Source organism: Sphingomonas sp. IC4-52, assembly GCF_020707225.1.
Taxonomy (GTDB): Bacteria; Pseudomonadota; Alphaproteobacteria; order Sphingomonadales; family Sphingomonadaceae; genus Sphingomonas.
Genome location: NZ_JAJFEU010000008.1, coordinates 68,546 through 86,035 on the forward strand (window position 1 = coordinate 68,546; position 17,490 = coordinate 86,035).

The window sequence follows — 17,490 nt, forward strand, 5'->3', positions numbered from 1 at the left end:
TCGCCAAAATGGTGAAGACACCGTCGGTTGATGAAATCCGGTGCACTACGTAGAGCATGACCGGGCAGCGTCGGACGCGTTGTTGAGAAGGGGCACCAGCACATGCGCATTACGATGATCGGTTCGGGGTACGTCGGGCTTGTTTCGGGGGCGTGCTTTGCTGATTTCGGGCATGCGGTGTGCTGCGTCGACAAGGATGCCAGCAAGATCGAGGCCCTGCATCAGGGACGCATGCCGATCTACGAGCCGGGGCTGGACCAGCTGGTTGCCACCAATGTGGCTGCCGGGCGGCTGACCTTCACCACGGATCTTGCAGCTGGGGTTGCGGGCGCCGACGCAGTGTTCATTGCGGTCGGCACACCTTCGCGGCGGGGTGATGGCCACGCCGACCTGTCGTATGTCTATGCCGCGACGGAGGAGATCGCGCGTGCCGCAACCGGCCCGCTCGTTGTCGTCACCAAGTCGACGGTTCCGGTGGGAACGGGTGACCGGGTGGAGCAGATCCTGCGCGAGACCCGGCCGGACATCGAGTTTGCCGTCGTGTCCAACCCCGAGTTCCTGCGCGAAGGAGCGGCGATCGGAGACTTCAAACGGCCTGACCGCATCGTCATCGGCACGGATGATGAGCGCGCGCGCGAGGTGATGCGGGAGATTTATCGTCCGCTGTACCTGGGCGAAAGCCCGATCCTGTTCACCGGCCGGCGCACATCCGAACTCACCAAATATGCCGCCAATGCATTCCTGGCGACCAAGATCACGTTCATCAACGAAATGGCGAACCTGTGCGAGGCGGTTGGCGCCGACGTGAAGGATGTCGCGCGCGGCATCGGCCTCGATAACCGGATCGGGCGCAAGTTCCTCCACGCCGGTCCTGGCTATGGCGGCTCCTGCTTCCCGAAGGATACGCTGGCTCTCCTGAAGACCGCAGAGGATTTCGACACGCCGGTGCACGTCGTCGAAGCGGTGGTAAAGGTGAACGACGCGCGCAAGCGCGCAATGGGACGGAAAGTCCTTGCCGCGCTGGGTGATGATCCGCGCGGCAAGACGGTCGCCATACTTGGTCTCACTTTCAAGCCGAACACCGACGACATGCGCGACGCGCCCTCCATCGCGATCGTGCAGAGCCTGATGGACGCAGGCGTTACCGTCAAAGCCTATGACCCTGAGGGCGCCCACGCTGCCAAGGCCGTTATGCCAGCCGCCCTCACCTATTGCGGCGACCCCTATGAAGCGGCCGAGGGTGCCGATGCGGTGGCGATCGTGACCGAATGGGATGCGTTCCGCGCACTGGACCTCGCCCGCCTTAAGAAGATCATGAAGGCGCCCGTTCTGGTCGACTTGCGCAATATCTACGAACGGCAGGACGCGGAACGGGCCGGTTTCGCCTACACGGCAGTCGGTCGGTGACCCGGCCGCGCATCGCGGGAGTGCTCGAAACCGCGCTGTATGTCGAAGACATGGCGCGGTCGGTAGCGTTCTTCCGCGATGTGCTCGGGCTCTCCGCGATGCTGGAGGGCGAACGGCTCACCGCCTTTGACGCAGGGCATGGCGCAGTGTTGCTCATATTTGCACGCGGCCAATCGATCGCGGATGTCGTGACGCCCCGCGGAACGATTCCCGGCCATGACGGACACGGGCCGCTGCACATGGCGCTCGCGATTTCCGCTGGCGATTACGAACCCTGGCGCGCGCGGCTGACGGCGCACGGCGTGACGATCACGCAGGAAGTCACATGGCCGGCGGGCGGCCGAAGCCTCTATTTCAACGATCCAGACGGTCACGTGCTGGAACTCGCGACGCCCGGCCTCTGGAAGAATGATGCGGATCGCCCCTCCAGCGGGTGATATCCCTTGCCGTTCACGAAAACAGGAAGGCCGAACTGCTGCGTGACGTGATAGTCTACGACGCCGTGACCAAAGGAGTGAACGTGATCTCACGAAGCCTGTTCGTTGCCAGCCTGCTGGCCGCCACCGCCTGTTCCGCGGACCCTCATTCGGCAACGGGACAACCCGGCACGGGGGGCACCACGGCGACGACCGCGGCGACGCCGTTCACGCAAACGGTCATCGCAGATTTCGAAAACCCATGGGCGATGACGTTCCTACCTGATGGGCGGATGCTTGTGACGGAGAAGCACGGGCAGCTCCTTCTGGTGGCCGCGAACGGAGCAAGCCGCACCGAAATTGCCAAGCTGTCGGTAGACTTCGAGGGTCAGGGCGGCCTGATGGATGTGGTGTTGGCGCCCGACTTCGCGCAGTCGAAACGGGTGTACTTGAGCTGGTCTGCCGCAGAAGCGGACGGCAAAGGCGTGGTGCTGGCGCGGGGTGTCCTGAACGATGCCGAGGCCGGGGCCGAAACATTGTACGGCATCGAGGTGCTGTTCCGTGCCACGCCTTTTGTGTCCGGCTCGGGCCATTATTCCGGACGTATTGCGTTTTCGCCGGACCAACGCTTCATTTTCTTCACCAATGGCGAGCGGCAGAAATTCGATCCGGCGCAAGATCCGAAAGCAACCCTTGGCAAGGTGCTACGGCTAACCTTGGACGGCAAGCCGGCCCCTGGTAACCCGCTGAGCAAGAAGGGCTTCCATCCCGCGGTCTGGAGCTACGGCCACCGGAACCTTCTGGGCATCGCGTTCGATTCGGCTGGCAATCTCTGGGAGCAGGAGATGGGCCCTAAGGGCGGGGACGAATTGAACCTGGTACTTCCGGGCCGCAACTACGGCTATCCCAAGGTGTCGAACGGCGACCATTATGACGGCCGGCCGATCCCCGACCATAGCCAGGGTGACGGTTTCGAGGCGCCAAAGGTCTGGTGGACGCCCGTGATCTCCCCTGGCGGCTTGATGATCTACTCCGGCAACATGTTCCCGCAGTGGAAGGGCGACGCCTTCATCGGCGGGTTGTCATCGAAGTCGCTTGTGCGGGTCGATCTGGACGGCACCAGCGCACGCAAGGGTGACCAGTGGGACATGGGCGCCCGCATCCGCGAAGTGGAGCAGGCGCCGGATGGCTCGATCTACGTGCTGGAGGACGGAGGCCAGGGATCACAGGGCAGGATGATCCGCCTCACGCCCTCGAAATAAGATAATTCATCCGTGCCGAGGCGATCGGCTTGTCCCGGCTTTCCTGCCAGGCGATCGCCTCGACATTGGCAATGCGTGTGCCAAGCCGAGTAACGGTGCCGGCGGCGTAGGTAACGCGCTGCCGACCCCCACGCATGAAATCGATCGTGACATTGATCGGCTTCACTCGGCCGCCACCCTCCCCGGCAAGCTGATGACGAAGCGCGGCGAGCGCCGCGACCTCGATCAGGCCAGTGATGGCGCCGCCTTGTACAAAGCCGGGCCGGCCTAGCACATCATGGCTGAACGGCATGGCGAGTAAGGGGAGGCCAGCTTCCCATTGCAGTGTGGCGCCGAGGAGATCGGCGTAAGGCGGCAGCTTCATGCACCTTCTCCCAGGAACATGAACGTCCCGGAGACATGAGCAACCGGATCATTGGGGTCTCCATCATGCGCCTGACCCCTGACGAAGCTGATCGATCGCTTGATCGCATAGCATTCCCCATGGCCGATCACCGTGCTGCCAGGCTTGGCCGGCCGCAGATAATCGACCCGCAGGTCAAGCGTTGCATGAGGAACGAAGCGGCCCAGCTTGCGCATCGTTGCCAGGCTGGTCGCGATGTCCATCAAGGCGAATATCGGACCCGAGGCAATCACCCCCGACTCCTCGTCTCCGATCATATCCTCCTGATAGGGCAGCGTCAGTTCGCACCAGTCGTCGCCATGTGCGTGATAAGCGATGCCAAGCCGCCCGCCGTGCCCACCAAAGCGCACATCCTCCATGCCGGGGATATCGCTCAAAGCCTTGTCGATCTGCATTCGCGCGGTGTTACACCTGCCGGGGTGACGTGCAATATTCGCGGCATTGATGCACATCGCGTGCTCATCTAAGTCGATCGTATCAATTTGCGGGAGAGTGACATGGAAGAGCGCGTAAAAATCACGGTAGAGGGCGGCATCGCCGATGTCCGGCTGAATCGTCCGGACAAGATGAATGCGCTTGATCCCGCGATGTTTGCTGGGCTGAACGCAGCAATCGAAAAGCTCTCCGCCATGAAGGACGTCCGGGTCGCTGTTCTGTCGGGTGAAGGCCGTGCGTTCTGTGCCGGGTTGGACATGGGCTCAATGGCGGGGGGGGGCTCCGGCAATGATCTGGGCGCGCGCAGCCATGGGGTGGCGAATACCGCACAGAACGTGGCGTGGGGCTGGCGTGCGTTGCCGATGCCGGTCATCGCCGCGGTTCATGGCGTGGCGCTCGGCGGTGGGTTCCAGATCATGTCTGGTGCTTGCGTGCGTATTGCGCGGCCGGACGTCCGCCTGTCCATTCGCGAAACCTACTGGGGACTGGTGCCCGATATGGCCGGGCTCGCCTTGTGGCGCACTCTGGCCCGCGATGATGTGTTGCGTGACCTGACCTACAGCGCCCGCGAGTTCACCGGCGAACAGGGCGAGGGCTATGGCTTGATTACCAAGCTCGCGGACGACCCACGGGCAGCTGCGTTTGAGCTGGCGCGCGAGATCGCCGGTCGCAATCCGGAGGCGGTGAAGGCGTCGAAGCGCCTCATCAACCTGATGGCGGATGGCGATACGGCGACCATGCTCCAGGCCGAGAGCGACGAGCAGATCAAGCTCATGCGTTCGCCCAACCAGGTGGAGGCCGTCCGCGCAAACATGGAAAAGCGCGCACCGGTTTTCGTGGACTGAGGTCGTTCGGCAGCAGCCCTTGCTGAAGCCTGGCGCCTTGATCGGTGAGATGCGCTCATGGTGTCTCCATGGGCGCATTTCGCCGTGCGCGGCACAAAAGCGCTCGTGGTCGGTTGAGTCACCCAAGCCATCAATGACGGGAGACTAACCATGGCAGACGCACTGACGGGCACTGCGAATAGTGTCACGGGCAAGGTCAAGGAAACCGCAGGAGCGGCGACCGGAGATCGGTCGATGCAGGCAGGCGGCATGTTCGATCAACTGAAGGGCGCGGTTCAGAAGGCCATGGCGCCCGGAGCGGATGGACAGCCGCAGGCGATGGGCCAGGCGAAGGCCTTCGCCAAGGAGCGTCCATGGGCAACCGCAGCGCTAGTCGGCGTGCTCGGACTTGCCACGCTTGGAACGCTCCGCGGCAAGTAAGGCGTTCGGGACACTGACGGTGCGTGCTAGCTCGCAGGGCGGGTTAGCACGCACCGTCGAGGTATTTTGCGCCACTGCGGCGCGACTGACGCGGTGGCATCGCCATGCGCTATCTCGGTTTTGACGGCTGGTTCGGCCAACGCCTTCGAGAGCCTTGCTGTGGCTCAGCCCTGAAGATCGCCCTTTACCCGCATCCCTTCAAGCCGGGTAACAAACTCCGCAGGCAAGCTTTCTCCCTTCGGGTCGGTCATCACGATCGTCGTGTCGCAGGTTGCGATGCACTTGCCTGACTGGAACATGGCGGCGAGCATTTCGAAGCTCCGGTTGCCGATCCGACCGATGCCCAGTGCGATCTCCACGTCTTCGGGGAAGCTGCCCTCCGCCAGATAGTTGATCACGTTCTGCGCCACGACCGCGCGGAAGGTACCTTCTGCCATCTTGCCACGGTTTACCCGGCCAAGCTGCTGGTTCGTCCGCACTCGCGCGTCTTCGAACAATGCCGCATAAGCGACATTGTTGAGATGCCCCATGGTGTCGAGATCCTGGAAGCGGGTCTGCTTCACTTCGAGCTTAGGGTAAGAATCGGGCGAAAGGCGCCAAGGGGCGGGGCGGGACATGAGGGGCTCCGGAGCTGAATAGAGAAACCCCGCTGGCGACAGGTCTGGCAGCGATCGTGTCGCACGCAGACCTGATCGCCACCGGGGTTCGGTCAGATGATATCGTCGGACCGCAGCCCGGGAGGGAGTTCAGTTCGCCAGAGGCGGCGCCGGGAACGTTCCCGTCCGGGCCTGCCGAGGCCGTATGCGCGCGGCATGCGGCCTCGCAGTGCTATCAGCGGGGTGCCATGCGGATGGCGCCGTCGAGGCGGACGTCCTCGCCGTTGAAATAGCCGTTCTCGATCATCAGGGTAGCGAGCGCGGCATATTCCTCCGGGTTGCCGAGGCGCTTCGGGAACGGCACGGAGGCGGAGAGCGCGTCCTTCACGTTCTGCGGCGCACCCTGCAGCAGCGGGGTGTTGAAGATGCCCGGAAGGATCGTGTTGACGCGAATGCCTTCGTTCATGAGGTCGCGTGCGATCGGCAGGGTCATGCCAACCACGCCGCCCTTCGATGCGGAGTAAGCGGCCTGGCCGATCTGGCCGTCCTCAGCCGCGACGGACGCGGTGTTGACGATTGCGCCGCGATCGCCATCCGGCAGCGGATCGAGCGTCATCATGCCGGCGGCCGACTTGGCGATGCAACGGAAGGTGCCGACGAGATTGATCTGGATGATCCAGTTGAACGCATCGAGCGGGAAATGCTTGATCGAGCCGTCTTCCTTGCTGCGGCTAGCCGTCTTGATCGCGTTGCCGGTGCCGGCGCAGTTTACGAGGATCCGCTCCTGACCGATTGCTTCGCGCGCCTTGGCAAAGCCGGCGTCGACCGAAGCTTCGTCCGTCACGTTAACCTTGCAGAACACGCCGCCGAGTTCCTGCGCGAGCGCTTCACCCTTTTCTTCCTGCAGATCGAAGATGGCGATCTTGACGCCTTTGGAGGCGAGCAGGCGAGCCGTCGCGGCTCCGAGACCCGAGGCGCCGCCGGTGATGACGGCCGAAATGGTATTGTCGAGCTTCATTGGTGGTTCCCCTCCCAAAGATGTGCCCCCGCGTGAACGGAGGCACAGTCCGGTCCCCGCAGGTGCAGGGACACATTGTTTAGCTGGTTACGCTAGGTTCAGGCCGCGGCCTTCGCCTCGCCCTGATAGTCGCAGTTCTCGATGATTGTGACGTTGGCAACGCCGCCGCCTTCGCACATCGTCTGCAAGCCATAGCGGCCGCCGCGGCGGCGCAGCTCGTGCACCAGCGTCGCCATCAGCTTGGTGCCCGAAGCGCCCAGCGGGTGGCCGAGCGAGATCGCGCCGCCGTTGACGTTGAGCTTGTTGGGATCGGCCTTGGTGTGCTCCAGCCAGGCGACCGGCACCGAGGCGAACGCTTCGTTCACTTCATAAAGATCAATGTCGTCGATCGAGAGACCCGCCTTCTTCAGCGCCTTGTCGGTCGCAAACAGCGGCTCTTCCAGCATCACGACCGGGTCGCCCGCCGTGACAGTGAGGTTGACGATCTTCGCCAGCGGCTTGAGGTTGTACTTCTTCAGCGCTTCCTCGCTGACGATCAGCACCGCGCTCGCGCCGTCGCAGATCTGGCTCGACGACGCGGCGGTGAGGACGCCGTCTTCCGACAGCTTCTTCACGCCGGCCATGCCCTCGGCCGAGGCGTCGTAGCGGATGCCCTCATCGGAAGTGTGTACTTCCTTGCCCTCGGGGGTCTCGATCTCAACCGGGACGATCTCGTCCTTGAACTTGCCGCCCTGCGTGGCGGCGACCGCCTTGCGATGCGAGTTGAGCGAATATTCGTCGAGCTGTTCGCGGGTGTAGCCGTACTTCTTGGCAATCATCTCCGCACCAGCGAACTGGTTGAAGTTGATGCCCGGGAACTTTTCCTCAAGGCCCGGCGACTTGTTCTTGCCGAGACCGGCATCGTAAAACAGCTTGTAGGTCGAACCCATCGGCACGCGCGTCATGCTCTCGACGCCAGCCGCGATCACCACGTCCTGCGTGCCCGACATCACTGCCTGCGCCGCAAACTGGATCGCCTGCTGCGACGAGCCGCACTGGCGATCGATCGTGACCGCCGGGGTTGACTGAGCCAGCTTCTTCGAGGCGAGCACGGCGTTACGGCCGACCTGACCTGCCTGCTCACCACCCTGGCTGACGCAGCCCATCACCACGTCGTCCACTGCATCACCGGGTATCCCGCTACGCTCGACGATCGCATCCAGAACCTGCGCTGCCAGATCAACTGGATGGACCCCCGCGAGCTTGCCCCCGCGCCGACCACCAGCCGTCCGAACTGCGTCGACGATATACGCCTCAGCCATCTTCCGACTCTCCATAACAGATGTTATCCCGGTCGCCCATGTGGCGCGATTTCACGCGCACGGCAAGAGGTGGAGAGGCGAATGAACGTATCCGAGGCTGTGAAAGAGCGGCGCTCCGTCCGCGGTTTCCTCGACAAGGAGGTGCCGATGGACGTGCTGAAGGAGCTGGCGTTGCAGTCTGCAAGGGCGGCGACCGGCGGTAACATCCAGCCTTGGCATATCGATATCGTTGCCGGCGCGAAAATGGATGAGCTGAAGGCGATCATGCGCGGCAAGCTGGAGCGCCGGGAGACCGAAAAGCCTGGTTATGACATCTATCCGCGCGAAATGACCGAGGCGACGAAGAAGCGCACCTTCCAGATCGGCGAGATCATGTACGGCCATCTCGGAATTCCGCGCGAAGACAAGGCAGCGCGTGCCCAGTGGTTCGCCCGTAACTTCCAGTTCTTCGGCGCGCCGGCTGCCTTCTTCGTGACCGTCGATCGGCGCATGGGACCTCCGCAATGGGCGGATCTCGGCATGTACCTGCAGAATCTGATGCTGCTTGCTGTGGAGAAAGGCCTCGCAACCTGCCCCCAGGAATGCTGGGCCGTGTATCCGAATACGGTTGAAGGATTTCTCGGCACACCCCCCGAGCGCATGCTCTTCTGCGGCGTAGCAATCGGGTATGAGGATCCCGAGGAACCTGCCAACCGCACCCGCGCGCCGCGTGCACCCGAGGAAGAGTGGCTAACCGTGCTCGCCTGAGCGTACGGCTGTACACAACCAGTTTTGGACGTGTCGCAAATCACGGGCCGGGCACGAAAATGTCCGGCTGGCGGTTTATGTGATGCGGTTCGGCCAAATCAGGTCGGGTCGCGCCTCCGGCCACGACAGGCGCGTCGTTCAGGCTCAGGCGGGTTTGGCTTCGTCCAAAGCGGCGAGCACCATGCGTTCCCAGACGGCGGGATCGCCCACGTTCGCCATCGCGGCGCTGGGTGCCCGCAACGTGTGGAGAACCGCAACCGCAGCGTCACGGTAATCAGGCCAGGCTGCGTCAACGGCGCCGCTGGCGGATTCCTGATCACCATGGCCGTTCGCGCTTAGCCGCTCGCCGGCGAGCACGCGGGCGATGCGCTCTACCAACGGGCCCGTCGCAATATCCATGGTCGCTTCTCCTTTGTCTGGGAAAGCAACCGATCACGCGGCGTCCGGTTGCAGGACGCCGCGTGGATTGTGCCTCAGACCTGTGCGGTCGCGCGCGGTCCGCCGCGCCCACGACCACCACGGCCGCGACCGCCGCCGCCACTCCCGCCGGCACCGGGACGACCGCCGCGCCGGCTGGCGTTCGCATAATCGCGCGTCGCGGTCGGGGCATGGGTGGCCTTTGGCCGTGCCGGGGAGCGGGGACCGCGCGGACGATCTTCCCGCGGCGCCGGATCTGCGCCGATGGATTTCACGCGGGCCGCCTTCAGCGCATCGGCGCGCTTCAGGAAGTCCGCGGGCAGTGCCCGCTGCGGCACCTTTTGACGCGTCAGCTTCTCGATGTCCTTCAAATACGGCCGCTCGTCATCGGCGCAGAAGGAGATGGCAATGCCGCTCGCGCCAGCGCGCGCTGTGCGGCCGATGCGGTGGACGTACTGCTCAGGCACGTTCGGCAGCTCGAAGTTAAAGACGTGGCTCACGCCAGAAATGTCGATCCCGCGCGCGGCGATGTCGGTTGCGACCAGGATCGGCACCTCGCCGCTCTTGAACGCCGCGAGTGCGCGCTCCCGCTGCGGCTGGCTCTTGTTGCCATGGATCGCATTGGCAGCAATGCCGTTGCCCGCGAGCAGCTTCACGACGCGATCGGCGCCGTGCTTGGTGCGCGTAAATACCAAGGCACGATCGATGCCTTCTTCCTGGATCAGGATGGTCAGCAGTGCCTGTTTCTCTGCCTGGTTGACGAGCACGACCTGCTGTTCAACTCGTTCCGCCGTCGTGGAGGCGGGCACGACAGACACGGTCTGAGGGTCGTGCAGGAACTTGTCGGCAAGCTCCCGAATGGAAGTGGGCATGGTGGCCGAGAAGAACAGCGTCTGACGGCGGCGGGGGACCATCTTCACGATCTTCTTGAGCGCGTGGATGAAGCCCAGATCGAGCATCTGGTCTGCCTCGTCGAGAACCAGGATCTCCAGCATCGTGAGATTGCAGAAGCCCTGTTCCACCAGATCGAGCAAGCGGCCCGGCGTGGCGACAAGGATGTCGACACCGCGCGACAAATCCTGCCGGTTTTTGTTGATGCTGGTGCCGCCGAAAACGGTGGCGACCGTCAGCCGCGAATTTCGTGCGTATAGCTTCGCGTTGTCAGCAATCTGGCTCGCCAGTTCCCGCGTGGGCGCCAGCACAAGCATCCGCACGTGCGTGGGAAGGACGCGCTTTTCGCTGCTTAGGAGCCGCTGAATGGACGGAAGAACAAAGGCCGCAGTCTTGCCAGTGCCAGTTTGCGCAATCCCGAGCAGGTCGCGGCCAGTGAGCACGATGGGGATTGCATCCCGCTGAATCGGAGTAGGGGTCTCATAGCCCTTCGTTTCGAGCGCACGGACGAGCGGCTCGGCGAGACCAAGATCTGAAAACGACATTATATACCTATGGTAGCGGCTCGTGGGCCGAACCGGCGCACGAGAAGCGGGGAAATTGACACCCCGCGTGATCTGGGAAGCCGGTTCAATCGACCGAGACGGAGCCGGGGCCAGAGGCCCGATCACGCTGCCGACGTCTCGATGCAGCATTATTTGCGATCGATCAGGGCGCAAGTCAAGATTTGCTACGCCGACAAGACTCGGGAACCGGCCAGATACGCCTTTACCCGGCTTCAACAGTTCTGCTGCATTTGGCCGATGATGCCCCGCAATACCGTTCTTGCTACCCTGCTGATCGTCGTTCAGATCGGCTCGGGTATGGCCAGCCTTGCGCTGCTCGCCTTTGCGCCCCCGGCGCGTGGCGAAATGTTGTTGGTGCCGATAACGGATGACCTTCCCGTCGCGCGGCTCGCCCGCGACGCAGATGCGGCGTTGGTGGATCGGGGACCGGGTGCAGGGCTCATCGTCCGGGGTGATCGCGAGGCCCTGTTCTGGCCATTGCTGCGAGCCGGCGTACTGACGATGGCAGCACCCGCCGGCGGATGCGGAGGCGATCGATGATGTCGTCGCTTGACTCGCTGCGGATCCGCGCGGTTCGTCTCCTGGCAGTAGTCAGCTGGCTCTGCGTGCCGGCCCTGTTCGCCTGGGGGCAGGCGCTGGATCTGCCCAACACCGGGTTCGCGGTTGCTGCTGCAGTCCTCGTCAATGTGACACCGCTAATCCTCACGGTGCGCGCGCCGCATGCTCTGGCCACCCGGTTGAGCTTTGCAGTGCTCGCGGCGCTGCTGCCGGCGGTCTACGTCTTTCTTCTGACGGGCAACCCCTGGCAGATGGACGCGCACATGTACTTCTTTGTCGCGCTTTCTGCGCTGGCGCTGATGTGTGACTGGCGGCCGCTCGCTCTAGCGTCGGTGCTGATCATCCTGCACCATCTGCTGCTATCCTATGCGATGCCATTGTGGGTGTTCCAGGATGGCGGCGCGATATCGCGAATCCTGATTCACGGACTTGCCGTTGCGGCACAATGCGCGGCGCTGATCTACCTTGTACGCCGGCTGCAGGCGATGATCCTGGCTCAGGACGCAGCACGGGTCGAAAGCGAGCAACTCGCGCATATCGCGGAGGTCGAGCGGGAAAAGGCCGTCGACTCCCTTGCGGCCATGAAGCTGGCGGAGGAGCAGTCCGCATTGGAGCGTGAGCGGCGCATGTGGGCAGAAGCGCGACTTGCTGACGAGCGCCGCAGCGCGCTGATGGCGCTGGCGGACGATTTCGAGCAGTCCGTTTCCAGTGTCGCCATCGCCATCGAAGGTGCCGCGGCGGCGCTGGAGGGCTCCGCGGCGACCCTGACGCGGATTGCCGCTGACACGGGGCGGCAGGCCAGCGAGGTGGCGGCTGGTGCTGCCCAAGCTGCCGGCGCGACCCAGGATGTGGCAACCGCCGTTCGCCGGCTGACCGACTCAATCGGCGACATTGCGGAAAGCGCTAACGCTCAGGCGGAACTCACTAGCGCGGTGCGCAGCAACGCGGATGCCGGCAAGGGAGCCGTTCTCGACCTTGCGGAACGTGCCGGCGATATCGGTGGGCTCGTCAACGAAATTCACGAGATTGCGACTCGTACCAACCTGCTCGCCCTGAACGCCACCATTGAGGCGGCTCGTGCCGGGGAAGCAGGGCGCGGGTTTGCGGTGGTTGCCGGGGAAGTAAAACAGCTCGCCGGCGGCACTGCGCGGGCGAGTGGCAAGATTGTTGCCCTGATCGAAGGCGTTCGGGACGGTGTACGTGCGACAGAGGCGAACATTGTCGGTGCGGCTGATGCCGTATCGCGGGTCGCCACCACCGCAGGCGATATCAAAGGCGCTGTAGCGGACCAGCGCGAGGTCGCGTCAGACATCGAGCGGACCGCGCATGAGGCAGCGCGCGGCGTGGACATGATCGAACAGCGAATCGCTCGCGTCGCGACTGTGGCGAATGAGACCAACACCTTGGCGTGCCAGGTGCGAGAGGCAGCGGGCGCCTTGTCTGATCACGCCCGTTGTCTCCGGCGCAGCACCGACGGTTTTGTCGACCACCTCCGCGGCGGGAGCCGCGCGGCGGCGTGATCGCGTAGACTCCGGCGCGGCCGATTTCTGGGGCAGCGGCGATCACCATCGGGGAGCAAAGAAAAGGGACGGATGGGATGCCATCCGCCCCTTAGTTTTGTTGAAACGGCGTAAGCCCCGTCGCCGTTTAGAGCTTGCGACCGATCACTTCCTTCATGATCTCGTTCGTGCCGCCGTAGATCCGGCTGACCCGCGCGCCACGCCACATGCGGGCGATCGGATATTCGTTCATGTAGCCGGCGCCACCGTGCAGCTGGAGGCACTTGTCCATGACTTCCCACTGGAGGTCGGTGTGCCACAGCTTGGCCGCGGCGCCTTCCTCGTTGGTCAGTTCACCCTTGAGATGACGCGCGATCGCCCAGTCGAGGTGTGCCCAGCCGACCTGTAGCTTCGCCTTGAGGTCAGCGAGGACGAACTTGGTGTTCTGGAAGTCGAACACGGTGCCCTTGAACGCCTTGCGCTCTTTCACGAAAGCAACCGTGTCGTCGAACGCCTTCTGCGACGAGGCCATGGTGCTCACCGCGATCGACAGGCGCTCCTGGGGTAGCTGGCTCATCAGGTAGATGAAGCCCATGCCCTCCTCGCCCAGGCAGTTGGTGATCGGCACGCGCACGTCCTCGAAGAACAGCTCCGAGGTGTCGGCGGCGTCCTGACCGATCTTGTCGAGCTTGCGGCCCTTGCTGAAGCCTTCACGGTCGCTCTCGACCAGGATGATCGACATACCCTTATAGGCGGGCTGGGCATCGGGATCAGTCTTTGCCACCACGAGCGTCAGATCGGTGTTCTGGCCGTTGGTGATGTACGTCTTCGAGCCGTTGATGACGTAGTGATTGCCGTCCTTGCGCGCAGTGGTGCGGATCGACTGAAGATCGCTGCCGGTGCCAGGTTCGGTCATCGCGATCGCGGTGATCACGTCGCCTGATACCATCTTGGGCAGCCATTCCTTCTTTTGCTCTTCCGACCCGTAGGTCTCCATGTAACCAGCGACGATGTCCGACTGGAGCGAGAAGCCGGCGGGGACGCCCGAATAGGCCATTTCCTCGTCGACGATCGCGTTATAGCCGAAGTCGAGGCCGAGGCCGCCATATGCCTCCGGCACGGTTGGGCAAAGCATCCCGACCTCGCCGGCCTTCTGCCAGAAAGCCTTGGGAACAAGGCGATCCTTTTCCCACTGGTCTGCGTTCGGAACGCCTTCCTTGGCCAGGAAGCTGCGCACGGTCTGGCGGAACGCCTCGTGATCCTCATTGTAAGCGAACCGGCCCGCGATCTGGTCGAGCGACATTGAAGAAACCCCTCCGAAAACTGATCGCTTCTTCTCGCGACGCGGCCGCAGAGGGTCAAGTAACTTTTGTTATGGTAGAGTTCGTATACGGTGCGGCCCTCGACTTCCGCTGCGGCGCAGGCCTATGCCAGTTGCGAAAGAGAGGTAACGGATGAAACTTGCGAGCCTGAAACATGGTCGTGACGGCAAGCTCGTCGTGGTATCGACCGATCTCGCGTGGTGTGCCGATGCGACGCATATCGCGCCCACCCTGCAAGCGGCGCTTGACGATTGGGATCGGTTGCTGCCGGACCTTCAGAACCTTTCCACCGATCTCGATCATGAGGTGATCCCGCGGGAGCGTTTTCATGAGCGCGATGCAGCGTCACCCTTGCCGCGCGCCTATCAATGGGCAGATGGCTCAGCCTATGTGAATCATGTCGCGCTGGTCCGGCAGGCGCGCGGCGCGGAGATGCCGGAGACGTTCTGGCATGATCCGCTGATGTACCAGGGTGGTTCGGATGGTTTCCTGGCTCCGCGCGATCCGATCCCGCTTGCCGACGAAAGCTGGGGCTGCGATCTGGAAGCCGAGGTGGTGGTGGTGACGGGCGATGTGCCGATGGGGGCCAGCCGCGAGGAAGCGCTGGCGGCGGTCCGGCTGGTCGGCCTGACCAACGACGTGTCGTTGCGCAACCTCATCCCCGGTGAACTCGCCAAAGGTTTCGGCTTCTTCCAGTCCAAGCCGGCGTCCGCCTTCTCGCCGGTGTTCGTGACGCCGGACGCGCTGGGTGACTGGTGGCGGGATGGCAAGCTGCACCGCAAGCTGATGGTCGACCTGAACGGTCAGCCGTTCGGCCGTGCCGAGGCAGGCGAGGACATGACATTCGATTTCGGCACGCTGATCGCGCATGCGGCAAAGTCCCGCGCGCTGGGCGCGGGGACGATCGTCGGGTCGGGTACCGTGTCGAACCGCGATGCGGACGGCGGGCCGGGCAAGCCGATCGCCGAGGGTGGCGTCGGCTATTCCTGCATCGCCGAGGTGCGCACGATCGAGACAATCGCGGGTGGCAAGCCGGTGACGCCGTTCCTGAAGAAGGGGGACACCGTCCGCATCTGGGCCGAGGATGACCGGCATCATCCGATCTTCGGCGTGATCGAGCAGACGGTCGGCTGACTTAACAGGCATGGGGCGGGTATACCCGTCCCATGCCGTTCGCGTTGCGTCAGCCGCGCGGCAGATCGTGCCGGACGGGATCGCCGGCCGGATCGGTGATCGCCAGCATCCGGGCGATCGCGACGGGGCGCGTGGGATCACCCTGATGCGCCTCTAGGTCGAGCGTGATGGCACGGCGGCCGATGCGCCGGGGAACAACCCGCGCGATCAGCGGCAGCGTGGCGAGCGCGGGCGCGAGGAAGCGGATCTCGATGTCGAGGGGGCGGAAGGCCGCATCGATCGAGGACACGCCGGCATGTTCGAGCAGGCCGGCGATGACGCCGCCATGATAGGCCGGCAGCGGGGCGCCGACATGTTCGACCCGCGGCTGCATGACCAGCCCCTGCGGCGTGGCTTCAGCAGCGAGATAGTCCGCGAAAGAGGCCGCGGGCGATGGCGGCAGCACGTCGTGCCGTTCATCCATCCGGCCCGGCACGCCCCCGGGCATCGAGCCGATCAGATAGCGCGCGACGGCGGCGCCGACCGGCCGGCCTTCGGAGACCAATCGGCCACGTGACAGGGCCAGATCGCCCTCGCGCGTGACCTCGTCGATGATGCAGTTGATGGGAGCGGCAGGGAGCGGACCGAACCAGTCGACGCGAAGGTCCAGCGTCATCATCGGGGTGGGGCGTGACAGCGTGGTGAACACACCGCCGGCGGTCGCCTGGTCGGCCAGCACCAGTGCGGCGCCTCGCGAGACCCGCCCTTCGGCATCACAGGTGGCCGGCAACGCAGCATCGAGCGATGTCGATACCGGCTCACCAATAGTGGCGCGCTGCCACATTCCGAGTGCCGCGCAGGCCGGAATGGTGCGCAGATGCTGGTTCGGTTCGCTGCCCGGAAAGCCGGGGTAGAGTTTCTCGGGGTCGTGTCGGCTCACTTGGCGCGGTACCGTATGGGAAGGTGTTTCATGCCGCTGACGAAGCTCGCGCGGGTCCAGGACGGGTCGCCGGCAAGCTCGAAATCGTCAAAGCGGGCGAGGAGTTCTTCAAACAGGATACGCATCTCCAGCTTGGCGAGGTGCTGGCCCAGGCACAGGTGCGGGCCATAGCCGAACGCCAGGTGCTGCCGTACGTTCGCGCGGTCAACCCGGAAGGCGAAAGGGTCGTCGAAGACGGCGGTGTCGCGGTTCGCCGACGGATAGGCCATGACGAGGCCGTCGCCGGCCTTGATCGGCATGCCGCCAACCTCCGCATCCTTGGCCGCGGTACGGAAGAAATGCTTCACCGGGCTGGCCCAGCGGATCATCTCCTCCACCGCATTGGGCAGCAGCGAGGGATCGTCGCGCAGCTTCTGCATTTCGGCCGGGTTACGGATCAGTTCCAGGAGGCCCGCCGAGGATGACGAGCTGGTCGTGTCGTGCCCCGCGGCAGCGATGATGAGGTAATAGCTCATTGCCTCCATGTTCCCCATCGGCGAGCCATCAGTGAGAGTCGCATTGGCGATGATGGTGGAGACGTCCTCGCGCGGATTGGCCTTGCGATCAGCAGTGATGCGATCGCACCAGGCGTTGAATTCGGCGATGGTGGCGAACAGCCCGCCCATCTCCTCTGGCCGCATGTGATCGAAATCCTGTGCGCCGAACACTTCCTGCGTGATCTTCATCAGGAACTGCTCATCCTCCCGCGGCACGCCGAGCGTCAGCATGATGACGCGCAGCGGGAACCAGATGGCGACCTCGCTGGCGAAATCGCATTGAGTGCCGAGTGCGGCCATATGCTCCACGCTTTCGCGGGCGAGCGCGCGGATGTCCTCTTCCAGCTGCTTCATGTGCTTGGGCGAGAAATAGCCCTGCGTCATGGCGCGGAAATGCTTGTGGTCGGGATTGTCCATGCTGACGAGGTTGCGCGTCAGCTTGTTGCCGCCGGTCAGCGCCATGATGCGCTCCTCATCGGCGATGGTGGCGAGCGTCAGGCGCGGATCGTTGAGGAAGGTTTCATTGTCGAGTTCGACGCGGCGGATGTCGGCGTGACGCGAGACCGTCCAGAACGGGCGATAACCCTCCGGCTCGCACCAATAGACGGGCGCTTCCTCGCGCAGATATTTGAAGATCGCGTGGTAGCGTTCCTCATGCGCGTAGCTGTCGGGATCAACGATCGCGGCGTCGAACGCGGCCTTGTCGGTGGGCAGCGGGACGTGTGGGGTCACGCCGATCTGGGGCTCGCGGCTGAGGGCGGCGGTGGCCATGCGGTCTCTCCTATCCATCTGCCGGTC

The 17,490-nt window shown here is 63.9% G+C and carries 19 protein-coding genes; 9 read left to right on the forward strand and 10 right to left on the reverse strand.

From position 1 onward, the window contains the following. Positions 1 to 102: 102 nt before the first annotated feature. From LK535_RS16025 to LK535_RS16035, 3 genes are all read left to right on the forward strand, one after another. A complete protein-coding gene (locus LK535_RS16025; RefSeq protein WP_227772930.1) occupies positions 103 to 1,407 on the forward strand; it encodes a UDP-glucose dehydrogenase family protein in 1,305 nt (434 codons plus the stop codon). Continuing rightward, entirely contained in the window at positions 1,404 to 1,844 is a 441-nt protein-coding gene (locus tag LK535_RS16030; RefSeq protein ID WP_227772931.1) for a VOC family protein, read from the forward strand. The genes LK535_RS16025 and LK535_RS16030 overlap by 4 nt, the downstream gene beginning before the upstream one ends. 86 nt (positions 1,845 to 1,930) lie before the next feature. Continuing rightward, a complete protein-coding gene (locus tag LK535_RS16035; protein WP_227772963.1) occupies positions 1,931 to 3,085 on the forward strand; it encodes a PQQ-dependent sugar dehydrogenase in 1,155 nt (384 codons plus the stop codon). On the opposite strand, the gene LK535_RS16040 is transcribed toward LK535_RS16035, so the two are convergent. After that, positions 3,069 to 3,449, reverse strand: coding sequence for a PaaI family thioesterase (locus tag LK535_RS16040; RefSeq protein ID WP_227772932.1), 381 nt, complete (start codon positions 3,447 to 3,449; stop codon positions 3,069 to 3,071). The two genes, LK535_RS16035 and LK535_RS16040, sit on opposite strands and share 17 nt — an antisense overlap. Beyond that, complete coding sequence (locus LK535_RS16045; protein ID WP_227772964.1) at positions 3,446 to 3,883, reverse strand: PaaI family thioesterase; 438 nt, start codon at positions 3,881 to 3,883, stop codon at positions 3,446 to 3,448. The genes LK535_RS16040 and LK535_RS16045 overlap by 4 nt, the downstream gene beginning before the upstream one ends. 102 nt (positions 3,884 to 3,985) lie before the next feature. Here LK535_RS16045 and LK535_RS16050 point away from each other — a divergent pair, with 102 nt between their 5' ends. Then, the gene (locus LK535_RS16050; RefSeq protein WP_227772933.1) at positions 3,986 to 4,768 is read left to right on the forward strand and encodes a crotonase/enoyl-CoA hydratase family protein; all 783 of its coding nucleotides are present in this window, start codon (positions 3,986 to 3,988) and stop codon (positions 4,766 to 4,768) included. A gap of 150 nt (positions 4,769 to 4,918) precedes the next feature. Continuing rightward, the gene (locus tag LK535_RS16055; protein WP_227772934.1) at positions 4,919 to 5,188 is read left to right on the forward strand and encodes a CsbD family protein; all 270 of its coding nucleotides are present in this window, start codon (positions 4,919 to 4,921) and stop codon (positions 5,186 to 5,188) included. A gap of 164 nt (positions 5,189 to 5,352) precedes the next feature. On the opposite strand, the gene LK535_RS16060 is transcribed toward LK535_RS16055, so the two are convergent. The 3 genes from LK535_RS16060 to LK535_RS16070 form a co-directional block, all read right to left on the reverse strand. Further along, positions 5,353 to 5,805: an acyl-CoA thioesterase gene (locus tag LK535_RS16060; protein WP_227772935.1), complete on the reverse strand. Its 453-nt coding sequence runs from the start codon at positions 5,803 to 5,805 to the stop codon at positions 5,353 to 5,355. Between the two features lie 214 nt (positions 5,806 to 6,019). Continuing rightward, on the reverse strand, positions 6,020 to 6,802 hold the full coding sequence (locus tag LK535_RS16065; RefSeq protein WP_227772936.1) for an SDR family NAD(P)-dependent oxidoreductase: 783 nt from the start codon (positions 6,800 to 6,802) through the stop codon (positions 6,020 to 6,022). A gap of 98 nt (positions 6,803 to 6,900) precedes the next feature. After that, positions 6,901 to 8,103, reverse strand: a complete 1,203-nt coding sequence (locus tag LK535_RS16070; RefSeq protein WP_227772937.1) for an acetyl-CoA C-acetyltransferase — start codon at positions 8,101 to 8,103, stop codon at positions 6,901 to 6,903. 81 nt (positions 8,104 to 8,184) lie between these two features. Here LK535_RS16070 and LK535_RS16075 point away from each other — a divergent pair, with 81 nt between their 5' ends. Next, a complete protein-coding gene (locus tag LK535_RS16075; RefSeq protein WP_227772938.1) occupies positions 8,185 to 8,850 on the forward strand; it encodes a nitroreductase in 666 nt (221 codons plus the stop codon). A gap of 144 nt (positions 8,851 to 8,994) precedes the next feature. Here the strand turns inward: LK535_RS16075 and LK535_RS16080 are convergent, their stop codons facing one another. Next, positions 8,995 to 9,249 (reverse strand): hypothetical protein, encoded by a 255-nt coding sequence (locus tag LK535_RS16080; RefSeq protein ID WP_227772939.1) that lies wholly within the window; start codon positions 9,247 to 9,249, stop codon positions 8,995 to 8,997. Positions 9,250 to 9,323: 74 nt separating this feature from the next. Beyond that, positions 9,324 to 10,703, reverse strand: a complete 1,380-nt coding sequence (locus LK535_RS16085) for a DEAD/DEAH box helicase (RefSeq protein ID WP_227772940.1) — start codon at positions 10,701 to 10,703, stop codon at positions 9,324 to 9,326. A 258-nt stretch (positions 10,704 to 10,961) separates the two neighbouring features. Between LK535_RS16085 and LK535_RS16090 the strand changes: the two genes are divergently transcribed. Then, positions 10,962 to 11,264: a hypothetical protein gene (locus LK535_RS16090; RefSeq protein ID WP_227772941.1), complete on the forward strand. Its 303-nt coding sequence runs from the start codon at positions 10,962 to 10,964 to the stop codon at positions 11,262 to 11,264. Next, on the forward strand, positions 11,261 to 12,802 hold the full coding sequence (locus LK535_RS16095; protein ID WP_227772942.1) for a methyl-accepting chemotaxis protein: 1,542 nt from the start codon (positions 11,261 to 11,263) through the stop codon (positions 12,800 to 12,802). The genes LK535_RS16090 and LK535_RS16095 overlap by 4 nt, the downstream gene beginning before the upstream one ends. 127 nt (positions 12,803 to 12,929) lie before the next feature. Here LK535_RS16095 and LK535_RS16100 read toward each other — a convergent pair whose 3' ends face one another. After that, entirely contained in the window at positions 12,930 to 14,084 is a 1,155-nt protein-coding gene (locus LK535_RS16100; RefSeq protein WP_227772943.1) for an acyl-CoA dehydrogenase family protein, read from the reverse strand. Between the two features lie 151 nt (positions 14,085 to 14,235). Between LK535_RS16100 and LK535_RS16105 the strand changes: the two genes are divergently transcribed. After that, entirely contained in the window at positions 14,236 to 15,237 is a 1,002-nt protein-coding gene (locus LK535_RS16105) for a fumarylacetoacetate hydrolase family protein (protein WP_227772944.1), read from the forward strand. A 49-nt stretch (positions 15,238 to 15,286) separates the two neighbouring features. Here the strand turns inward: LK535_RS16105 and LK535_RS16960 are convergent, their stop codons facing one another. Together LK535_RS16960 and LK535_RS16115 are read right to left on the reverse strand one after the other, a co-directional pair. After that, complete coding sequence (locus LK535_RS16960) at positions 15,287 to 16,156, reverse strand: acyl-CoA thioesterase domain-containing protein (RefSeq protein ID WP_227772945.1); 870 nt, start codon at positions 16,154 to 16,156, stop codon at positions 15,287 to 15,289. After that, positions 16,153 to 17,463, reverse strand: a complete 1,311-nt coding sequence (locus LK535_RS16115; RefSeq protein ID WP_227772946.1) for a cytochrome P450 — start codon at positions 17,461 to 17,463, stop codon at positions 16,153 to 16,155. The genes LK535_RS16960 and LK535_RS16115 overlap by 4 nt, the downstream gene beginning before the upstream one ends. Positions 17,464 to 17,490 lie beyond the last annotated feature (27 nt).

Bases quoted from the DNA above. Each gene is read 5' to 3' on its own strand.
- LK535_RS16025 (WP_227772930.1), top strand. From the start codon at position 103: ATGCGCATTACGATGATCGGTTCGGGGTACGTCGGGCTTGTTTCGGGG.
- LK535_RS16040 (WP_227772932.1), bottom strand. From the start codon at position 3,449: ATGAAGCTGCCGCCTTACGCCGATCTCCTCGGCGCCACACTGCAATGG.
- LK535_RS16045 (WP_227772964.1), bottom strand. From the start codon at position 3,883: ATGCAGATCGACAAGGCTTTGAGCGATATCCCCGGCATGGAGGATGTG.
- LK535_RS16050 (WP_227772933.1), top strand. From the start codon at position 3,986: ATGGAAGAGCGCGTAAAAATCACGGTAGAGGGCGGCATCGCCGATGTC.
- LK535_RS16055 (WP_227772934.1), top strand. From the start codon at position 4,919: ATGGCAGACGCACTGACGGGCACTGCGAATAGTGTCACGGGCAAGGTC.
- LK535_RS16060 (WP_227772935.1), bottom strand. From the start codon at position 5,805: ATGTCCCGCCCCGCCCCTTGGCGCCTTTCGCCCGATTCTTACCCTAAG.
- LK535_RS16065 (WP_227772936.1), bottom strand. From the start codon at position 6,802: ATGAAGCTCGACAATACCATTTCGGCCGTCATCACCGGCGGCGCCTCG.
- LK535_RS16070 (WP_227772937.1), bottom strand. From the start codon at position 8,103: ATGGCTGAGGCGTATATCGTCGACGCAGTTCGGACGGCTGGTGGTCGG.
- LK535_RS16075 (WP_227772938.1), top strand. From the start codon at position 8,185: ATGAACGTATCCGAGGCTGTGAAAGAGCGGCGCTCCGTCCGCGGTTTC.
- LK535_RS16080 (WP_227772939.1), bottom strand. From the start codon at position 9,249: ATGGATATTGCGACGGGCCCGTTGGTAGAGCGCATCGCCCGCGTGCTC.
- LK535_RS16085 (WP_227772940.1), bottom strand. From the start codon at position 10,703: ATGTCGTTTTCAGATCTTGGTCTCGCCGAGCCGCTCGTCCGTGCGCTC.
- LK535_RS16090 (WP_227772941.1), top strand. From the start codon at position 10,962: ATGATGCCCCGCAATACCGTTCTTGCTACCCTGCTGATCGTCGTTCAG.
- LK535_RS16095 (WP_227772942.1), top strand. From the start codon at position 11,261: ATGATGTCGTCGCTTGACTCGCTGCGGATCCGCGCGGTTCGTCTCCTG.
- LK535_RS16100 (WP_227772943.1), bottom strand. From the start codon at position 14,084: ATGTCGCTCGACCAGATCGCGGGCCGGTTCGCTTACAATGAGGATCAC.
- LK535_RS16105 (WP_227772944.1), top strand. From the start codon at position 14,236: ATGAAACTTGCGAGCCTGAAACATGGTCGTGACGGCAAGCTCGTCGTG.
- LK535_RS16115 (WP_227772946.1), bottom strand. From the start codon at position 17,463: ATGGCCACCGCCGCCCTCAGCCGCGAGCCCCAGATCGGCGTGACCCCA.